Below are 16,959 nucleotides of genomic sequence, written 5' to 3' on the forward strand. Positions count from 1 at the left end.
CGGACGAGGTGGGCGGGCCAGGTCCACTACTCGGCGTGCCGCTCCCGCCATTCCCGGGCGACGCGGTCCACGTCGAACGGCATGAGGTTGAGCGGCGGCCCCGGCAGGCCCGTCCTGATGGCCTTGCGGATCTTCTCGTTGACGGCCTCGACGATCCGGCGCGCCTCGGCCTCGGAGTCTGCCCGCGCGGCGGCGGCGAGCGCGTCCTCAGCCTCCTTGCGCAGCACGAGCGTCGGCGGCAGCATGGACGCGCCCTCACGGCGCAGCTTCTGCTTGACCCACCACAGCTCGTCGTAGGGCTTGTCGATGTCGGGAATCGGCTTGCCCGCGCCGGGCAGATCGTCGAACTCGCCCCGCTCCATCGCCTCGGTGATCTGCCGGTCTATCCACGACTCGAAGCCGACCCCGGGTGGTTTGCGCTCTGTCATGAAAGATGCCCCCACCTCTCGCATCCGGCACGTCCGCGCGGTCTCATGCTACCCACGCCGCCCTGATCACCCGCCCCTCGGCCACGTAAACCTGTGGCGCGCGCCGCGCGGCGGCCGGTACGGTCGCGCCGTGTTCTTCTTCTTCCTGCGCTGACGACCCGCCGGCGGGCCGCGGCGTGACCCACCGCCGGTGATGCGGGACGGCGACGCGCCGCCCCGGGTCGCGACGTGGGAGAAGAACAGGTGCGCAACCACGCGATCACGCGTGCGAACATTTCCCCCGGGCCGTCCCTGCTCGCGCGCGCGACGCGCGGCATCGAGCCCCTGCTGGCGGCCGAGATCGGCCGCGCCGGCGTCGTCACACGCCTCCGTCACCGCGAGGTGTGGTTCCGGCTCCGCGAGCCCGGGCCACACGTCCTGCGGTTGCGGACCGCGGACGACGTCTTCGTGCTCGCCGCGGTGGCGTGCGGCGTCGGCGCGTCCAAGGCGTCCCTCGCCCGGCTGACGGCCGCCGTCCGGGACGCCGACCTGAAGGAGGCGCTGGCGCTCCGCGCGCGGTGCGGCGGCGGGCGGGCCACCGGCGTGGACGTGTCGGCGTCCTTCCTCGGCCGCCGCGCCTACACGCGCCACGACGTCGAGGACGCCGTCGGCGCCGAGGTGGCCCGCGCGCTCGGCGCCCGCTACCACTCCCGGCGCGGCGGCGGCGCGCCTCCGCCCGGCACGCTGTCGTGGCGGGTCGCCGTCGAGGACGACCAGGCGACGCTCGCGGTGCGGATCGCCCCGCGCCCGCTGCACCGCAGGCCGTACAAGCAGGCGTCGGTGCCCGGTACGCTGCACCCGCCCGTCGCCGCCGCCATGGCCCGCCTCGCCGGGCTGGACGGCGCCCGTACCGTCCTCGACCCCTGCTGCGGGGCCGGGACGCTGCTCGCCGAGGCGCGCGCGGTCGCGTCACTGCCCCGCCTGCTCGGGGTCGACCACGATCCCGGCGCCGTGCGGGCGGCGGCGCGCAACGCGGCGGGCGGCACGCGCGTCGGGTGGGCGGTCGCGGACGCCGGACGCCTGCCGCTGCCGTCCGGGCACGTCGACCGGGTGCTGGTCAACCCGCCGTGGGGGCGGCAGGTCCGCGGGGCGGGCCTGCTGTCGCGCGGCGACCGCGCGCTGTGGGACGAACTGGCCAGGGTCGTCGTCCCGGGCGGGGTGGTGGTGGCGCTGCTGCACGACCCCGAGGCGAAGGCCCGCACCGCGGCGCCGGCCGCGGCCGGGTTCGGGCTGCGGGAGGCGATCGAGGTGAGCCTGTCGGGCGCGCATCCCGTGATCGGCGTGTTCACATGTTCACGCTGATGGCCGGTCATCCGGGTGCGGGCGGGGCTGGCCGCGCGGGACTTGTACGGATATTTCGGCATGACCGCTACACGCCGTCCACTCTCGGCGCGGCGAATCCGCAGCCCGCGCCCTATCAACTGATCACACTGACTCTGTTGTGACCAACGATGTCGATGTGAATAGCACGCTCGAAGAAGACGCCGCCGTCGTGCGGAGTGCAGGCTTCATTTCGGACCACACGGTCACCTCAGGTGGCCGTCCGGCTCCGCCGTCGTTCGCGCAGGCGGCCCGCGGCCGGGGTTCGGTGCGCCAACCAAGTGGACCCTCGACGCTCGAAGCCGGACCGGCCAGTGGTTCCCCGGGTCCACGGAAAGGAAGTTGCTATGCCGCAGGAGAACATCATCCCGCGCGACGCCGGGCGAGCTCCGAGAAGGCGCGGCCTGAGGGCCGGGCGCGTCCTCAGCGCCATGGCCGCCGTGCTGATCGGCCTCTTCGCCATGACCGCGGGCGCGGGCGCCAGCACCGCCCAGCCCGAGCCGTCCACAGGACAGGCGCGCTTCTCCCCGATCTTCACCCATGGCAGGGTCGCCGTGGACGGCGGCTCCACCCTGCACTACGTGCGCGGCGGATCCGGCCCGGCGATCGTGCTCCTGCACGGCTGGCCACAGACCTGGTGGATCTGGCGCAACGTGATGCCGCAGCTCGCGCGCACGCACACCGTCATCGCGTTCGACCTGCCGGGACTCGGCGACTCCACCGCGCAGAACGGCGGCTACGACAAGGCCACCACCGCCAAGCGCATCCGCCAGGCCGTCAACAAGCTCGGCTTCCGCCAGGTCGGCCTGATCGGCCACGACCTCGGCGCCCTCATCGCCTACCCCTACGCGCGCGACTTCCCGAACGAGGTCACCAAGCTCGCGGTCCTGGAGACGCCGCTCGCCGGGTTCGGCCTGGAGAACCTGTACGGCATCAGCTTCCACTTCAAGTTCAACATGGCGCCGGCCCCGGTCCCCGAGACCATCCTCGACAACGACGACGTGCCGGCCTACCTCGGCTTCATGTTCGGCTTCAGCCAGCATCCCGAGCTGGTCGACAAGGACACCTACTACCGGGCGTACGCGGACCCGGCCAAGCGCAGCGCGGGCTACGAGTACTACCGCGCGTTCGCCGCGGACGGCACCAACAACACCGCCAACGCCTCGCGCCGGCTCACCCAGCCGGTGCTGGCCCTCGGCGGTGCGGCGTCCTTCGGGCCCGGCGTCGCCGACTCCTTCCGGCTGGTGGCCGACGACGTCCGGCCGGTCGTCGTCCCCGACTCCGGCCACTACATCGCCGAAGAGAACAGCGGCTACCTGACCGACTGCGCCGAGCTCTTCTTCGGCCCGCCCACCACCACCCCGCCGCCGGCGTCCCTGGCCGGCTGCGCCCCCTGAGATCCGTAACACCGCACACCCACCACGAGGCCCGGAGCCGCGACGGCTCCGGGCCTCGCCCTTTTCCCCCGCCCGCCGTGTCGCCGCGAGGTTCCCGTGGCCGGCCGACGCGAGGTCACCGGACCTGCGATGATGATCCGATGCCGACCCCGCGCACCCCAGAGGACCCCTCCCCCGAGACCATCCCCGGTCTGGAGAGCACCGAGGGACCCACGAGGGCCGCGCCGCGCCGCGAGGCCGGGTACGAGATCGAACGGGAGCTGCGCGCCGCGGGGTCGGCCGTGATCGCCGGCGTGGACGAGGTCGGCCGCGGCGCGTGGGCGGGGCCCGTGGTCGTCTGCGCGGCGGTCACCGACCTGTCCGCGCCGCCCGAGCTGCCCGGCCGGGGCGGGCGTCCGGTGCGGCTCACCGACTCCAAGCTGCTCACCCGCGCCCACCGGGAGGCGTTCGCCGAGGCGTTGCCCTGCTGGCTCTCCTGCCACGCCTTCGGCGAGGCCGGCGCCGAAGAGATCGACGAGGTCGGCATGACGGAGGCGCTGCGCCGCGCCGCCGAACGCGCGCTCGCGTCCCTGCCGCGGCGGCCGGACATCGTCATCCTGGACGGCGCGCACGACTTCCTGCGCGGGGCGTGGCGGGTGAGGTGCGAGGTCAAGGCCGACCAGCGGTCGGTCACGGTGGCCGCCGCCTCGGTGCTGGCCAAGGTGCGCCGCGACCGGCTCATGGAGGCCCTCGGCGCGGGGCACCCGGCGTACGGGTTCGCCGAGAACGCCGGCTACCCCTCGCCCGCGCACCAGCGGGCGCTCGCCGAGTCGGGCCCGACGCCGCACCACCGGCTGAGCTGGTCCTACCTGGACGACCTCCCCGCCTGGCGCCACCTGCGCAAGCACCGCGACCCCCTGGCCCCGTCCGGCCAGATGACCCTCCTCTGAGCCCCGACGCCTCGACGCCGCAGGTCGGTCACTGGTCGCCCGGGCGCACGGAGCTTCGCGCGTCCTCCGCAGCGGCGTCCGTGGCGGCGGCGCTCCAGGGGAACGCGGGGAGGCCGTGGCGGGTGCGCAGGAACATCCACAGCAGCGGCGTGGCGACCAGCACGCCGACGAGCAGCCAGGCGGTGGCGACCGTGCTGACGCCGAACATCTTCAGCGCCGAGGCCAGCAGGACGAACGCGAGCGCGCGGCGGATCAGCGTGCCGGGGGCGCGGGAGGAGATGCGCGAGCCGATGTAGACGCCGGGGATCGAGCCGACGAGCAGGGCCGCCGTCACCGAGAGCTGGAAGTCCCCGAAGAACAGGTGGCCCAGCGCCGCGGACATCACCAGCGGCACGGCCTGCACCAGGTCGGTGCCGACGAGCTGGTTGGCCTTGAGCACCGGATACAACGCCAGCAGGGCCACGATGATCAGCGAACCCGACCCCACCGAGGTCATTCCGACCACCAGGCCGCCGACGATTCCCACCAGGACGGTGGGAAGGGGGCGGATGGTCACCTCGGGGATGTCCGTCGCGGCCGGCTCGCCGGGGAGCGCGGTGCGGGAGGCGCCGGGGGTGGCCCGTCCCTGCGCGCGATCCCTCAGGGCGAGGTAGCCCCGGATGCCCAGCCCCGCCGCCGCGATGAGCAGCGCGACGCCGAGCGCCTTCTGGATCACGTTCTGGACGTCCTCGCCGTCGCCGAGCGCCTTCGCCAGCAACACGCCGCAGAACGCCGCCGGGACCGAGCCCGCGCACAGCCACCCGACCAGCTTGAGGTTGACGGTCCCGCGGCGCAGGTGGACGAGGCTGCCGACCGGTTTCATCACGGCCGCGGCCACGAGATCGCTGGACACGGCCGTGAGCGGCGGCACGCCGAAGAACGTCACCAGCATGGGCGTCATCAACGCGCCCCCACCCATACCGGTCAGCCCCACGACGATGGCGACCAGAAATGACCCGATCGCCATGGTGAAGTCAAATTCCACGCCCCTCAACCTACCCAAACCATAGGAATACCAGGACATTACCCCCGCCCCAACCACCCCACCCCAGCTCACGAAGAACTACCCGCCCCCAACCACCCCCCGCCAGCCCCCTCCCCCGCCGACCCCATGGGCGCGCCGGGCCTGTGCGGCGGGCGCGCGCGGCTGTGCTTGGCCGCGCGGGCGCCGTCCGGCGCGCGGGTTCGTCGGGGGCGTGGGGGCTCGGGCGGTGGGGGCTATGAGGCGTCGCTGTCGAGGGTGGGTTGGGTGGGGTGGGAGGTGGTCAGGGTGGCGAGGACCTGGTCGCCGTATTTGGCGAGTTTGTTCTCGCCGACGCCGCTGATCTCGCTGAGGGCGGCCAGGGAGGACGGCATGGTGGCCGCGATCTCGCGCAGGGTGGCGTCGTGGAAGATGACGTACGCGGGGACGCCCTGTTCCTTGGCGGTCGCGGCGCGCCAGGCGCGCAGGCGCTCGAAGACGGCGGTGGCCGCCTCGTCGAGCTCGGCGGCGGGCGAGGCCGCCCGGCGGGCCTTCGCCGCGCGGGCGGGCTTGTCGGGATCACCCAGCCCCAGCGCGTCGGGCTCCCCCGTTCCGCGGGCGTCGGGCTCGCCCGGGCGGCGCGCGCCAGAAGCGGACATCGGCCGGGCGGGCTTCTCGGGCTCGCGGCGCAGCAGGACCTCGCGACGGCGGCCGAGCACGTCACCGCTGGCCTCGGTCAGGACGAAAGTGCCGTAGTCGCCCTCGACGCCGAGGAGGCCCTGGGCGATGAGCTGGCGCGCCACGCCGCGCCACTCGGCCTCGCTCAGCTCGGTGCCGACGCCGAACACCGTCAGGGAATCGTGCCCGAACTGGGCGACCTTGGGGGTGCGCCGGCCGAGCAGGATGTCGATGATCTGGCCCGCCCCGAACTTCTGGCCTCGCTCGCGCTGGAGCCGGAACACCGTGGACAGGAGCTTCTGCGCCGCGATCGTGCCGTCCCAGGACTTCGGAGGGTTCAGGCAGGTGTCGCAGTTGCCGCAGGTGGTGGCCTGCTGTCCGAAGTAGTCGAGCAGGCGGGCCCTGCGGCACTCGATGGTCTCGCACAGCGCGAACATGGCGTCGAGGTGGACGCCGAGGCGGCGGCGGTGGGCGTCGTCCCCCTCGGAGGTGTCGATGAGCTTGCGCTGCTGGACGACGTCGCTGAGGCCGTAGGCGAGCCAGGCGGTGGAGGGCAGGCCGTCGCGCCCGGCCCTGCCCGTCTCCTGGTAGTAGCCCTCGACGGACTTGGGCAGGTCGAGGTGGGCGACGAACCGGACGTCCGGCTTGTCGATGCCCATGCCGAAGGCGATGGTCGCGACCATGACGAGGCCGTCCTCGCGCAGGAAGCGGGCCTGGTTCTCGGCGCGGGTGCGGGAGTCGAGCCCCGCGTGGTAGGGCAGGGCCGGGATGCCGTTCTGGACGAGGAACTCGGCGATCTTCTCGACGGAGGCCCGGGACAGGCAGTAGACGATGCCCGCGTCGCCGGGATGCTCCTGGCGCAGGAGCTTGAGGAGCTGACGCCTGGGCTCGTTCTTGGGGACGATGCGGTACTGGATGTTGGGGCGGTCGAAGCTCGCGACGAAGTGGCGGGCCTCGCGCAGGCCGAGCCGGGCCGCGATCTCCTGCCGGGTGGCCTCGGTGGCGGTCGCGGTGAGCGCGACGCGGGGCACCTTGGGCCAGCGTTCCTCGAGCACCGACAGGGCGAGGTAGTCGGGACGGAAATCGTGGCCCCACTGGGCGACGCAGTGGGCCTCGTCGATGGCGAAGATCGAGACCTCGCCGCGGGCCAGCAGCGACAGCGTGGACTCCAGGCGCAGGCGCTCGGGAGCGAGGTAGAGAAGGTCCAGCTCGCCGGCGAGGAACGCCTGCTCGACGAGACGGCGATCCTCGGGATGCTGGGTGGAGTTGAGGAACCCGGCGCGCACCCCGAGGGCCATGAGGGCGTCGACCTGGTCCTGCATGAGGGCGATCAGCGGCGAGACGACGACGCCGACGCCCTCGCGGACCAGCGCGGGGATCTGGTAGCAGAGCGACTTCCCGCCGCCGGTCGGCATCAGCACCAGCGCGTCGCCGCCCGCGACGACGTGCTCGATGATCTCTTGCTGGCCCTCGCGGAAGGAGGGATAGCCGAAGACGCGGTTCAGCACGCCGAGCGCGTCGCCGGGCCGGATGCCAGGGTCAGGGGAAGTCACCGCGCCAGTTTACGAGCCCGTCCGGGCCCGTCCCGGCGTCAACGGCCCTGTCTGTGGACAACGATTCCGTCGTCCACAAGACGGCCGTCCCACGAAGTCGCCATGACTCATATTCAGCATGGAAGATTGGCTTTCCTGAAATATCTCGATATGCCATGCTTCGGGCCATGAGCGATCCGGAAACAGCGCCTTCGGACGGCGTGGGCGACCTTTCCGACCCCGAGGCGATCCGCGACGCCCGGACCGTACGCTCCTTGGGCACGCTCACCCTGGTAACCGGCCTGGCCATCGTCCTGATCTCTCTGCTGTCCACGCGGGAGATTCCCCTGCCCCTGCTGGGCGGCGTGCTCATCCTCGCGGTGGTCGGGGTGGGATTGCGCGTCGAGGCCGCGATACGACTCCGGGGCCGGTAGAGCGTCCGATTCCGGCCATACATGTAGGAGTGTGCCGGTATTTACACATTTTGTCCGGTGGGATAACTGTTGCCGTACATGATCCGTGCTGATCCCCCCGGAGGCACCCCTTGCGGCGATCAACAAGATTGCTCTGGGCCGTCGGCGTCACTCTCGCGCTGACGGCCACCACGGGCGGCGTGGCGTCCGCCCAGGCCGCCCCCGCGATCGACGTCGTGAACGGCAGGACGCGACCCGTCTTCTCCTACGCCGACGCCATCCGCGAGCACGTCAGCGTCGAGACCGCCGTCGACAGCGACGGCGACGGCAGGAAGGACCGCGCGAACGTCGACATCATCAGGCCCCGCGAGACCGACCGGGGCCTCAAGGTGCCGGCCATCATCGACGACAGCCCGTACTACGACAGCGTCGGGCGCGGCAACGAGTCCGAGCGCAAACGGTACGACGACGCGGGCCGCCCGGTGAAGTTCCCGCTGTTCTACGACAACTACTTCGTGCCCCGCGGGTACGCCGTCCTGCTGGTCGACATGGTGGGCACCAACAGGTCCGACGGCTGCCCGGACGTGGGCGCCGCCGCCGACATCGCCGCGGGCACGGCCGTGATCGACTGGCTGAACGGCCGGGCCAGGGCCTACGGCGCCGACGGGGCCCCGGTGACGGCGCGCTGGGCCACGGGCAGGGCCGGAATGATCGGCAAGTCCTACGACGGCACGCTCGCGAACGCGGTCGCCGCCACAGGGGTCAAGGGCCTGGAGACGATCGTCCCCATCTCCGCGATCACGAGCTGGTACCGCTACCGGCGCATGAACGGCGTGCGGTACAGCGACGACTACATGCCCTGGCTCGCCGACCTCGTGGACACCGACCCGCCCGCGAAGTGCGCGGCGACGCGGCAGGTGCTGCACGACGGCCAGGACGACGCGACCGGCAACTACAACGCGTTCTGGGACGAGCGGAACTACCTGTCCGGCAGCCTCGCCGACGTGGGCAAGGTGCGCGCCAGCGTGTTCGCCGTGCACGGGATCGGCGACCTGAACGTCAAGCCCGACCAGTTCGGCACCTACTGGCAGGCCCTGGCCAGGCGCGGGGTGCCCCGCAAGCTGTGGTTGTCGCAGTACGGGCACGTGGACCCGTTCGACTACAAGCGCGAGGAGTGGATCGACGCCCTGCACGGCTGGTTCGACCGCTGGCTGTACAAGATCGACAACGACGCGGCGCGCGGCCCGAAGGCGGACCTGCAGCTCGCCTCCGGCCAGTGGGTGAAGCTGCCCGACTGGCCGTCGAGGTCGCTGGACGTGCCGCTGTGGCTGCGCCCCGGCGAGGAGGGTCAGGGCGGCGGCCTCGGCCTGCGTCCCGCTCCCCAGGGTTCGACGCTGAGCTTCACCGACGACCCGTCCCAGACCGAGGACCGCATGGTCTCCGACCCCACCGCCGCCTCTCCGAACCGGCTGGTGTTCCTCACCCCGCCGCTGAAGCGGGCCGTCCGGTTCTCCGGCACTCCGGTCGTCGACATCCGCGCCAAGCTGGACCGGACGGACGCCAACCTCACCGCCCTGGTGGTCGACTACGGCGATGACCTGCGCGTGGACCACTACGCCCCCGCGGGCGGCATCAGGACGCTCGCCGAGGAGAGCTGTCACGGCGACAGCACCGCCGACGACGACGGCTGCTACCGCCGCACCGAGACCGCGATGGCCACCAGGCCCCTGGAGATCGTGGCCAGGGGATGGCTGGACGCCGGCAACCGGCGTTCGCTGACGACCACGGAGACGCTGACCCCCGGCAAGGACTACCGGTTCTCGTGGAGCACGCTGCCCGCCGACTACGTCGTGCAGCCGGGGCACCGGCTCGCGGTGATCCTCGCCGCGAGCGACCTGACGCAGACGGTCCCCGACCAGCCGGCGGCGGCCACGGTGACCGTCGACCTGGCGGCGAGCAAGGTGTGGCTGCCGCTCGCCTCGGTCGAGGCGGTCCAGGACGCCGCGCCGCCGGCCACGCTGGAGTTCGCGCCGGCGCCCGAGCAGTGGCGCGGGCCGAAGGACGTGGTCCTGCCGAAGCAGTCGCGCGACTTCTTCTGATCCCTGCCCGCCCGCTACCCGCCCGCGGGGGACGCGGTTCCCGTCCCCCGCGGGCAGGCGGGCCCGCGGAAGACCCTCCCGCCGATGTACTCGGCGAGCGCCCGCGCGGCCCCGGGGGCGTCGCGGACGGGGTGCCGCTTCTCGGCCGACTGCCAGGAGTAGTAGGCGCCGCCGTATCCGACGAAGACCCACAGCGGCAGGCCGACGTCCGGGCGCTGGAGCAGCAGCGCGGTCCCGGCGGGGCACAGGTCGGCGCTCAGGCCGAGCAGCCTCAGTTGGTCGCGCAGCCGCAGGAGCCCGGCCCCCTCGACGGGGGCCTCGGGTCTCTCCTCGCGGTCCGCCCGCACGTCGATCGTCTCCATGCCACGCCCCTCCGACCCGCGGCGCCGAGACGGCGTCCCGGGGAACGCACGTCACCTGATTCCAGACAAACACCGCGTCTCTCGCGAAGCACCCCACACCCCACCCCTCACCCGGATTCCCGGGTGCCCCTACGGCGCCGCCGGCGCGGAAACCGGAAGGCCCGCGTGGCCGTAACCAGGTAAGATCCGGTGCAACGCGATGACGGAGACGAGTAGCTCCGGGGTACGCGCGAGCCAGAGAGCCGCCGGCAGCTGGAAAGGCGGCCTCGCGTCCCGGGGTGAAGACCCTCCCGAGCGCGGGGAGGAACGGCGCGGCCACGGGCCCGCCCAATGCCCCGCCGGCCGGCCCCCGTCACCGGGCCTTCGAGGCCGCCGCCCAGGCGGCGGCGAAAGCGCGGTGGCACCGGGAGTCCCCTTCTCCCCCGCGCTCCCAAGGGATCGCTCATGACCCGAAAGGGATTGTGATGATCTCACGCGTCCTCGCCGCCGACCTGCCCCAGCACGTCGGCGGCCGTGTCCGTCTCGCCGGGTGGCTGCACCGCCGGCGCGACCTGAAGTCCGTCTCGTTCCTGGTCCTGCGCGACCGCTCCGGCCTCGCCCAGATCGTGCTGAGGGAGCCCGTGCCGGCGCTCGCGGAGGAGACCGTGATCGCCGTCACCGGCACGGTCGCCGCGAACGCCCAGGCCCCCGGCGGCGCCGAGGTGACCGGCCCGGAGATCGAGGTGCTGTCGGCGCCCGTCGCGCCGCCGCCGTTCGACCTGTACCGGCCGGTGGTCGGCGGCACGCTGCCGACCGTCCTGGACCACGCGCCGGTCGCGCTGCGGCACCCGCGGCTGCGCGCCCCGTTCGAGATCGCCGCCGCCGGGGTGGCCGGGTTCCGCGCCGCGCTGGACGGGCTCGGCTTCGTGGAGACCTCCACGCCGAAGATCGTCGCCTCGGCGACCGAGTCGGGGGCCAACGTCTTCGGCATCGACTACTTCGGCGCGCCCGCCTTCCTCGCCCAGTCGCCGCAGTTCTTCAAGCAGGCGCTGGTGGGGGTGTTCGAGCGGGTGTACGAGGTCGGGCCGGTGTTCCGCGCCGAGCCGCACGACACCGCCCGCCACCTGGCGCAGTACACCAGCCTGGACGCCGAGCTGGGGTTCGTGACCGACCACCGGGACGTCATGGCGGTGCTGACCGTGGCGGTCGCGGGCATGCACGCCGCGGCGGCCGAGCGCGCCGGGGCCGCCCTGGACCTGCTGGGACTGACCCTGCCGCCGGTCCCCGAGGAGATCCCGTCGATCCACTTCGCCGACGCCCAGGAGCTTCTCGCCCGGCACACCGGCGAGGACCCGCGCGGGGAGCCGGACCTGGCGCCCGCCCACGAGCGCTGGCTCGGCGAGTGGGCGCGGCGCGAGCACGGCTCGGAGTTCCTCTTCGTCACGGGATATCCCATGGTCAAGCGGCCGTTCTACACCCATCCCGACCCGAGCGCGCCGGAGTTCTCGCAGAGCTTCGACCTGCTGTTCCGGGGGATGGAGCTGGTCACGGGCGGCCGGCGCCTGCACCGGCACGAAGACTACGTCGCCGCGCTCGCCGCGCGGGGCGAGGACCCGGCCCCCTACGCGGGGTACCTGGCCGCCTTCGCCCACGGCATGCCGCCGCACGGCGGGTTCGCCCTCGGGCTGGAACGCTGGACGGCCCGCCTGACCGGCGCGGCCAACGTGCGCCAGACGACCCTGTTCCCGCGTGACCTGCACCGCCTGACCCCCTGACGGCCCCGCAGGGGGATCACGTCGCCGCGCGAGTGCGGCGTGATCCCCCGGGCGCCGCCTACTGGTGGGCGCTGGACACGGCGAGCGGGTCGGCGGGGGCCTTGGCCTTGGCCTTCTCCATCCGCTCGCCGAGCTCCCGCAACTGGTTGCGTCCCAGGGCCTCCCGCACCTTCGGGAACCACTCCTGTTCCTCTTCCTCCACGTGGTGGCGGACGTTCTCGATCAGGACGGTGACCTTGGCGTCGTACCGCTCGTCCTCGGGCTCCAGCTTCTGGAGCTCCGACAGCATCCAGACCACCACGTGGTGCTCCTCGACGCTCTCCAGGACGTGGTCCTCGGTCTCGGGGACGGCGGCGCGCGCGGCGGGGTAGAAGATCTCTTCCTCGATGTAGGCGTGCGTGGTGAGCTCGTGGACGATCTGCTCGACGATCCGCTGCTTCTCCTTGTAGGCGCGCTCCCCCGCGTTCTCGAACTTCTTGAACAGGCCCTCGACGGTCTTGTGGTCGTCCTTCAGCAGCACGATGGCGTCCATCGGCGGCTCCCCTCTCGTCACGTTCCGATACCAGCAGAGTTCCGCGTGGGAGGGATTTAAACCGGCGCGCCCGTGTGAGCATGGGTGCGTGGCGGAGACGATGAGCGCCTGGGTGGTGGAGCGGCCCGGGCCCATGGAGAGCCGGCCGCTCCGGCACGCACGCCTGCCCGTGCCGGAGCCGGGGCCGGGAGAGGTCCTGGTCAGGGTGGAGGCGTGCGCCGTGTGCCGGACGGACCTGCACCTGGCCGAGGGCGACCTGCCGCCGCGGCGTCCGGGCACCGTCCCCGGCCACGAGGTGGTCGGGCGGGTGGCCGGGCACGGCCCCGGGGCGGGCCGCCTGGCCGCGGGCGCGCGGGTGGGGGTGGCCTGGCTGCGCCACACCTGCGGCGCGTGCCGCTACTGCCTGCGCGGCCTGGAGAACCTGTGCCCCGGCTCCCGGTACACCGGCTGGGACGCCGACGGCGGCTACGCCGAGTACACCACCGCGCCGGAAGGCTACGTCTACCCGCTGCCCGAGGGCGTGCCCGCCGAGCGGCTCGCGCCGCTGCTGTGCGCCGGGATCATCGGCTACCGCGCCCTGACCCGCGCGGACCTCCCGCCGGGCGGCAGGCTGGGCGTCTACGGCTTCGGGGCCTCGGCGCACCTCACCGCCCAGGTGGCGATCGCCCAGGGCGCGACGGTGCACGTCCTCACCCGCTCGGCCCGCGCCCGTGAGCTGGCGCTGGAGCTCGGCGCGGCCTCGGCCGGGGGCGCCTACGACGCTCCTCCCGAGCCGCTGGACTCGGCGATCCTGTTCGCTCCCGTCGGCGACCTGGTCCCCGTGGCGCTGCGCGCCCTGGACCGGGGCGGCACGCTGGCGATCGCGGGCATCCACCTCACCGACGTCCCGCCCCTGAACTACGAGGAGCATCTGTTCTACGAGCGCGCGGTGCGCAGCGTCACCGCCAACACCCGCGAGGACGGCCGCGCGTTCCTGGAGCTGGCGGCGCGGCGCCCGCTCAGCGTCACCACCGTCCCCTACCCTCTCGACCGGGCCGGCGAGGCCCTGGCCGACCTGGCGGCGGACCAGGTGAACGGCGCGGCGGTCCTGCGCGTCTGATCAGGGCTCGCGGGGGCGGACGAGCTCGACGACGGCCGTGATGTCGTCGTCGCGGTGCCCCTGGGCCGCGGCCTCCTCGTAGCGGCGCTCGACCAGCCGGGCGATGGGCAGGACGACGCCCAGGGACTCGGCCGTCTCGGCGAGCAGGCGGACGTCCTTGGCGCCGAGCCGGGTCGTGAACCACCCGTCGTGGTCGCCGTCGAGCATGCGGCCGAGCCGGTCGCGCAGCGCGGGGGCGATGGTGGGCAGGGGGAAGAACACCTCGCGCAGCAGCCGCGGGTCCAGCCCCGCCGCCTCGGCCGCGGCCAGCGCCTCGGCCACGACGGCGATCCCCGCCATCATCTGGTAGTTGCTGAGCAGCTTGACGGTCGTGGCGTTCCCGGGGTCCGCGCCGCAGTACCAGTGCCTGGCGAACAGCGACGCCCAGACAGGTTCCAGCGTCTCGGCGAGCCGCCGCTCGCCTCCGAGCAGGCCGGACGCGGTGCCGTCCCCGACCGCTCCGGGAGCGCCGAGCACGGGGGCGGCCAGGAAGCGGCGGCCGGGGGCGACGTCGCGCAGGCTCCGCGAGGTGTCCGGGGCCACGGTGCTGGTGTCCACGATCACCGGCGGGTCCCGGTCCTCCTCCAGCTCGATCAGCGCGCGCATGACGTTGAGGACGGCGGCGTCGTCGGACAGCGACATCAGCGCGGCGTCCGCGCCCCGCGCGGCCCCGAGCGGCGAGGACGCCTCGGCGGCGCCCGCCCGCGCCACGTCCGCGGCCTTGCCGGGGGTGCGGTTCCAGACGGTGACCTGGTGCCCCTGCCCCAGCAGCCGCAGGGCGATCGCCCGGCCCATGTGTCCCATTCCCAGCACGGCCACCCGCATCACGGCACGCCCCCTCTCACCGGCCGGACGGGGCGTGGCGCGGGAGCGACGCGAGCGCGAGCCCGCGCAGGGCCTCCCTGAGCACCCACGCCTCCTGGTCGAGCAACCGGCGGTCCCGGGGCTCGCAGTCGGCGTCGATCACGAAGTTGTCCTCGGGGAAGCGCGGGAACACGTGGATGTGCGTGTGGGGGACGTCCTGGAGCGCGGCCTCCCCGTCGCCGAGGTACATGGTCACGCCCTCGCAGCGCAGCCCGCTGCGCCGCAGCCCGCGGGCCACGCGGTGGGCGATCAGCCACATGTGGGCGCCGGCCTCCTCGGCCAGGTCCTCGAGGCCGGGGGCGTGGACGCGCGGGATGACGACGGCGTGCCCGGGGTTCACCGGGTTGCCGTCCATGATCACGACGGTGGTGTCGTCCTGGAACGCCAGGCTGGCCTCCACCCTGCCCGCGCAGATGTCGCAGAACGTACAGGTACCGGCAGGCATCTCCATCTTTCAATGATGCCCCCGGCCCATCCGATCACCTCGCGGGGTGGAGCAGGAAAGGCGAGGGCCCGGCCTCCCCCCGAGGAAGGCCGGGCCCGGTCCAGGGGTCCGTCAGCGCAGGATCTTGTACAGCGCCGTGGTGAGGGACGCCTTGGCGTCGTCGCCGTCGATCGACCACATCATCGAGCCGCCGAGGCCCTTGAGCCTGATGTAGGCCGCCTTCTGCGTCAGCGACGCGGGGTCGTCGTAGGACCAGAACTCGTTGCCGTCGTAGGACCACATGGCGCCGGTGAGCAGGTCGTGGTACCGCTTGCCGGGCTTGGCCGCCAGGACCTTGTAGTCCTCGGTGCCCGCGGCCCAGGTGGCGGGGGCGGGGCCGGCGGACTGCGCCCAGAGGCCGTTGCCGGTGGACTTGACGCCGGTCCAGCCCTGCCCGTACGCCGGGACGCCGATCACGAGCTTGCCGGCGGGGGCGCCGCGCTTGAGGAAGTCACGGACGGTCGTGTCGACGCTGAACTTGATCGGCCGCGGGTCCTTGCGGTCCGGGAAGAGGTTGCCGTTGTGTCCGGTCATCGGGTCCCAGGTGCCGTGCAGGTCGTAGCCCTGGATGGTGGCGAAGTCCAGGTTGCGGAACACGGCGGGCACCTCGAAGCCGGCGTCGATCTTCGCGGCGGCGGCGGGCAGGAAGGCCGTCAGGATGCTCTTCCTGCTGAAGGCGTCGAGCTGGCGGCGCAGCTCGGCGACGAACAGCGTGAAGTTCTTCTTGTCCTCGGGCCTGACGATGTTGCCGGTGTTGCCCTCGGAGCCGGGCCACTCCCAGTCCAGGTCGATGCCGTCGAAGACGCCGAGGCCGCTCCCGGCCGGGGTGCCCGGCAGGTTGCCCTTCAGCCACAGGTCGACGCAGGAGGCGGCGAGGGTGCGGCGGGACTCGGGCGTGAGGACGGCGTCGGAGAAGTACTTGGAGCCGGTCCAGCCGCCGAGCGAGATCAGCGCCTTCAGGCCCGGGTGGAGGGCCTTGAGCTTCTTGAGCTGGTTGAGGTTGCCGTTGAGCGCCTGGCCTTCCGCGTCGGCGACGCCGTCCACGCTCTGCTCGGCGGGCACCGGGCGCTGCCAGTCGGCCCAGGAGTCGGACGACACGCACTTGAGCGAGGCGTCGACGTTGCCGAAGGCGTAGTTGATGTGGGTCAGCTTGGCGGCGGCGCCGCTGGTCTCGACGTCCTTGACGTGGTAGTTGCGGCCGTAGACGCCCCACTGGATGAAGTACGCGACCCGCTTGAACCGGTCCTCGCGCCCACGGTCGTTGCCGTGGTCGGCGGTCGTCTGGGCCTTGGAGGGCGTGGTCACCGTCGGCGATGCGAGGGCCTGGCCCGGCACGGCGACCGCGGCGAGCCCGGCGGCGAGCGCCGCGGTGAGGAGGTGTTGGAAAGGTCGTCGCACGGCCGTCTCCACTCGCTGCTCGGGGGGTTATTCATAGGAAAGTTTCCTATAAGTTTCACCGGATCGTAGAGCCCTCCGTGCGCGGCGTCAATGCCCGATCACAGGTCCGCGTCCCCGGTCCTGCACTCGGGCGGCAGCGCTCGCCCCGCCGGACGGCCTCTCGGGGGTAAGTGGACGCGTTACCTACGGCGTAATCGCTTCCCGTGACGGCGGCTGCGATTCTCGTACGCGTCAGTCCGGTACGAAGCCACCAGGAGGGTCCATGTCCGCCTACGCCGTCGCCACGCTGCGCGATGTCAAGATCGGGCCGGAGATCACCGAGTATCTGGAGAAGATCGACGCGACGCTGGAGCCGTTCGGCGGGCGCTTCCTGATCCACGGCGGCCGCAAGGAGATCCAGGAAGGCGCCTGGCCCGGCACCCTCATCGTCATCGGGTTCCCCGACATGGAGCACGCGCGCGGCTGGTACGCCTCCGAGGCCTACCAGCGCATCCTCGGCCTGCGCACCGGCAACTCCGTCGGCGACGCCATGCTGGTCGACGGCGTCTCGGAGGACCACAAGGCCACCGACGTCCTGGCCAGATGAGATCAC

The 16,959-nt window shown here is 72.8% G+C and carries 16 protein-coding genes; 8 read left to right on the forward strand and 8 right to left on the reverse strand.

All coding sequences use genetic code 11. The annotated features are described in order from the left end of the window. Positions 1-26 precede the first annotated feature (26 nt). The gene (locus BJ981_RS04600; RefSeq protein ID WP_184608470.1) at positions 27-428 is read right to left on the reverse strand and encodes a DnaJ family domain-containing protein; all 402 of its coding nucleotides are present in this window, start codon (positions 426-428) and stop codon (positions 27-29) included. Between the two features lie 228 nt (positions 429-656). On the opposite strand from BJ981_RS04600, the gene BJ981_RS04605 reads away from it, so the two are divergent. The 3 genes from BJ981_RS04605 to rnhB all read left to right on the forward strand — a co-directional run bounded on the left by BJ981_RS04605 (position 657) and on the right by rnhB (position 4,113). Beyond that, positions 657-1,769 (forward strand): methyltransferase domain-containing protein, encoded by a 1,113-nt coding sequence (locus tag BJ981_RS04605; protein ID WP_239139467.1) that lies wholly within the window; start codon positions 657-659, stop codon positions 1,767-1,769. 365 nt (positions 1,770-2,134) lie between these two features. Further along, positions 2,135-3,184, forward strand: coding sequence for an alpha/beta fold hydrolase (locus tag BJ981_RS04610; protein ID WP_204070463.1), 1,050 nt, complete (start codon positions 2,135-2,137; stop codon positions 3,182-3,184). A gap of 140 nt (positions 3,185-3,324) precedes the next feature. Then, positions 3,325-4,113 (forward strand): ribonuclease HII, encoded by a 789-nt coding sequence (gene rnhB, locus BJ981_RS04615; RefSeq protein WP_184608471.1) that lies wholly within the window; start codon positions 3,325-3,327, stop codon positions 4,111-4,113. Positions 4,114-4,141: 28 nt separating this feature from the next. On the opposite strand, the gene BJ981_RS04620 is transcribed toward rnhB, so the two are convergent. Further along, positions 4,142-5,137 carry a sulfite exporter TauE/SafE family protein gene (locus BJ981_RS04620; protein ID WP_239139466.1) on the reverse strand — a complete coding sequence of 332 codons (996 nt, stop codon included), beginning with the start codon at positions 5,135-5,137 and terminating at the stop codon, positions 4,142-4,144. A 233-nt stretch (positions 5,138-5,370) separates the two neighbouring features. Then, the gene (gene recQ / locus BJ981_RS04625) at positions 5,371-7,344 is read right to left on the reverse strand and encodes a DNA helicase RecQ (protein ID WP_184608472.1); all 1,974 of its coding nucleotides are present in this window, start codon (positions 7,342-7,344) and stop codon (positions 5,371-5,373) included. A 167-nt stretch (positions 7,345-7,511) separates the two neighbouring features. On the opposite strand from recQ, the gene BJ981_RS04630 reads away from it, so the two are divergent. Continuing rightward, positions 7,512-7,757 (forward strand): hypothetical protein, encoded by a 246-nt coding sequence (locus BJ981_RS04630; RefSeq protein WP_184608473.1) that lies wholly within the window; start codon positions 7,512-7,514, stop codon positions 7,755-7,757. 128 nt (positions 7,758-7,885) lie between these two features. Further along, positions 7,886-9,835 carry a Xaa-Pro dipeptidyl-peptidase gene (locus BJ981_RS04635; RefSeq protein WP_204070462.1) on the forward strand — a complete coding sequence of 650 codons (1,950 nt, stop codon included), beginning with the start codon at positions 7,886-7,888 and terminating at the stop codon, positions 9,833-9,835. A gap of 14 nt (positions 9,836-9,849) precedes the next feature. Here the strand turns inward: BJ981_RS04635 and BJ981_RS04640 are convergent, their stop codons facing one another. Next, positions 9,850-10,197, reverse strand: a complete 348-nt coding sequence (locus tag BJ981_RS04640; protein WP_184608475.1) for a hypothetical protein — start codon at positions 10,195-10,197, stop codon at positions 9,850-9,852. 464 nt (positions 10,198-10,661) lie between these two features. Between BJ981_RS04640 and aspS the strand changes: the two genes are divergently transcribed. Next, positions 10,662-11,951, forward strand: coding sequence for an aspartate--tRNA(Asn) ligase (aspS, locus tag BJ981_RS04645; protein WP_184608476.1), 1,290 nt, complete (start codon positions 10,662-10,664; stop codon positions 11,949-11,951). Between the two features lie 58 nt (positions 11,952-12,009). Here aspS and BJ981_RS04650 read toward each other — a convergent pair whose 3' ends face one another. Beyond that, a complete protein-coding gene (locus BJ981_RS04650) occupies positions 12,010-12,483 on the reverse strand; it encodes a hemerythrin domain-containing protein (RefSeq protein ID WP_184608477.1) in 474 nt (157 codons plus the stop codon). Positions 12,484-12,571: 88 nt separating this feature from the next. Here BJ981_RS04650 and BJ981_RS04655 point away from each other — a divergent pair, with 88 nt between their 5' ends. Next, positions 12,572-13,582, forward strand: a complete 1,011-nt coding sequence (locus tag BJ981_RS04655; protein WP_372436952.1) for a zinc-dependent alcohol dehydrogenase family protein — start codon at positions 12,572-12,574, stop codon at positions 13,580-13,582. Here BJ981_RS04655 and BJ981_RS04660 read toward each other — a convergent pair whose 3' ends face one another. The 3 genes from BJ981_RS04660 to BJ981_RS04670 all read right to left on the reverse strand — a co-directional run bounded on the left by BJ981_RS04660 (position 13,583) and on the right by BJ981_RS04670 (position 16,367). Then, entirely contained in the window at positions 13,583-14,440 is an 858-nt protein-coding gene (locus BJ981_RS04660) for an NAD(P)-dependent oxidoreductase (protein ID WP_204070461.1), read from the reverse strand. A gap of 22 nt (positions 14,441-14,462) precedes the next feature. Continuing rightward, on the reverse strand, positions 14,463-14,936 hold the full coding sequence (locus BJ981_RS04665) for an HIT family protein (protein ID WP_184608479.1): 474 nt from the start codon (positions 14,934-14,936) through the stop codon (positions 14,463-14,465). 105 nt (positions 14,937-15,041) lie between these two features. Further along, positions 15,042-16,367 carry a glycoside hydrolase family 18 protein gene (locus BJ981_RS04670; RefSeq protein ID WP_184608480.1) on the reverse strand — a complete coding sequence of 442 codons (1,326 nt, stop codon included), beginning with the start codon at positions 16,365-16,367 and terminating at the stop codon, positions 15,042-15,044. 262 nt (positions 16,368-16,629) lie between these two features. On the opposite strand from BJ981_RS04670, the gene BJ981_RS04675 reads away from it, so the two are divergent. After that, positions 16,630-16,953 (forward strand): DUF1330 domain-containing protein, encoded by a 324-nt coding sequence (locus tag BJ981_RS04675; protein WP_184608481.1) that lies wholly within the window; start codon positions 16,630-16,632, stop codon positions 16,951-16,953. Positions 16,954-16,959: the final 6 nt, after the last annotated feature.

This window comes from Sphaerisporangium krabiense (genome assembly GCF_014200435.1).
Lineage (GTDB): Bacteria > Actinomycetota > Actinomycetes > Streptosporangiales > Streptosporangiaceae > Sphaerisporangium > Sphaerisporangium krabiense.

Excerpts from the sequence above, each read along its gene's own strand:
- BJ981_RS04640 (WP_184608475.1), bottom strand. The coding sequence starts at position 10,197 with ATGGAGACGATCGACGTGCGGGCGGACCGCGAGGAGAGACCCGAGGCC.
- BJ981_RS04675 (WP_184608481.1), top strand. The coding sequence starts at position 16,630 with ATGTCCGCCTACGCCGTCGCCACGCTGCGCGATGTCAAGATCGGGCCG.
- BJ981_RS04610 (WP_204070463.1), top strand. The coding sequence starts at position 2,135 with ATGCCGCAGGAGAACATCATCCCGCGCGACGCCGGGCGAGCTCCGAGA.
- BJ981_RS04665 (WP_184608479.1), bottom strand. The coding sequence starts at position 14,936 with ATGGAGATGCCTGCCGGTACCTGTACGTTCTGCGACATCTGCGCGGGC.
- rnhB (WP_184608471.1), top strand. The coding sequence starts at position 3,325 with ATGCCGACCCCGCGCACCCCAGAGGACCCCTCCCCCGAGACCATCCCC.
- BJ981_RS04600 (WP_184608470.1), bottom strand. The coding sequence starts at position 428 with ATGACAGAGCGCAAACCACCCGGGGTCGGCTTCGAGTCGTGGATAGAC.
- BJ981_RS04650 (WP_184608477.1), bottom strand. The coding sequence starts at position 12,483 with ATGGACGCCATCGTGCTGCTGAAGGACGACCACAAGACCGTCGAGGGC.
- aspS (WP_184608476.1), top strand. The coding sequence starts at position 10,662 with ATGATCTCACGCGTCCTCGCCGCCGACCTGCCCCAGCACGTCGGCGGC.
- BJ981_RS04630 (WP_184608473.1), top strand. The coding sequence starts at position 7,512 with ATGAGCGATCCGGAAACAGCGCCTTCGGACGGCGTGGGCGACCTTTCC.